Source organism: Christensenella hongkongensis (assembly GCF_000981035.1).
GTDB classification, from domain to species: Bacteria; Bacillota; Clostridia; order Christensenellales; family Christensenellaceae; genus Christensenella; species Christensenella hongkongensis.
The window spans coordinates 1-761 of sequence record NZ_LAYJ01000065.1 but is presented as its reverse complement, the minus strand read 5'-3'; the positions used below and the strand labels follow the sequence as shown (position 1 = coordinate 761).

General features: G+C 41.5%; 2 protein-coding genes. Both read left to right on the top strand.

Translation table 11 applies throughout. From position 1 onward, the window contains the following. The first annotated feature begins 143 nt into the window (after positions 1-143). Positions 144-299 carry a hypothetical protein gene (locus CHK_RS16545; RefSeq protein ID WP_160295583.1) on the top strand — a complete coding sequence of 52 codons (156 nt, stop codon included), beginning with the start codon at positions 144-146 and terminating at the stop codon, positions 297-299. A 95-nt stretch (positions 300-394) separates the two neighbouring features. Further along, on the top strand, positions 395-604 hold the full coding sequence (locus CHK_RS03535; RefSeq protein ID WP_046442660.1) for a hypothetical protein: 210 nt from the start codon (positions 395-397) through the stop codon (positions 602-604). Positions 605-761: the final 157 nt, after the last annotated feature.

Genomic DNA, 761 nt, shown 5'->3' with positions numbered 1-761 from the left:
ACCAGACGCACCGATGGAAAGATTATGCAATGTGTGAGGACAGGAAACCGCTTGACGATTTTATTGTCAGGCAAAAAAGACCTGACGAATGGCGAGTTGAAGAAAAGCCGTTTGAGGCGCGGGAAGCGCAGGAGGAGGAATAGATGGGCAAAAAAGGAAAAGTAACGATTGATGTAAAAATAAAGCCTGATCTTGAAATAAAACTTGGCAGATTAAGCGATTTATCTGGTGTAAGCGTGTCAAAGATAATCGCCGTACTGCTTGCCATGCAGATAATAGAGCAGGAGGCGCAGCCATGAATAAAAGCAGAAAATGGATGATAGTAACAGCAATCATATGCGCGGTGGTATTTGCGGTAATAGCGGTAAGAAGCGCGGGGTAAAAGGAGGAAAAAATGTATAAATTCAGAGAACCGACAGATCGGGAATTAAACACTGAAATAACAAGGCTTGAATCACTGCTTAGGATATACAAAATAGACGAGAGTACAAAAATATGGGTTGAAAACGAGATCGAGCGCCTACAGGGAATCATTACAAAAAGAGAAGAGCAAAAGGAAGAGGCAAAGGAGAAACGCAAGAAAAAGGCAAAACGGGCGGTCTGAATACAGCAATTAAAGCGAAATCCCCGACACCGAAGTATCAGGGATTTCTAAAAATAACCCATTGGCTTGTACCTCCAAGCCCTCTATATAATCGCCTTAGCGTTGTATATACAATAACCAGTAATTATGAACTCTAATTAAAGAAATGGTGAACGAT

What these genes read in the sequence shown, in the direction of transcription:
- CHK_RS16545 (WP_160295583.1), top strand. Translation starts at nt 144, where the DNA reads ATGGGCAAAAAAGGAAAAGTAACGATTGATGTAAAAATAAAGCCTGAT.
- CHK_RS03535 (WP_046442660.1), top strand. Translation starts at nt 395, where the DNA reads ATGTATAAATTCAGAGAACCGACAGATCGGGAATTAAACACTGAAATA.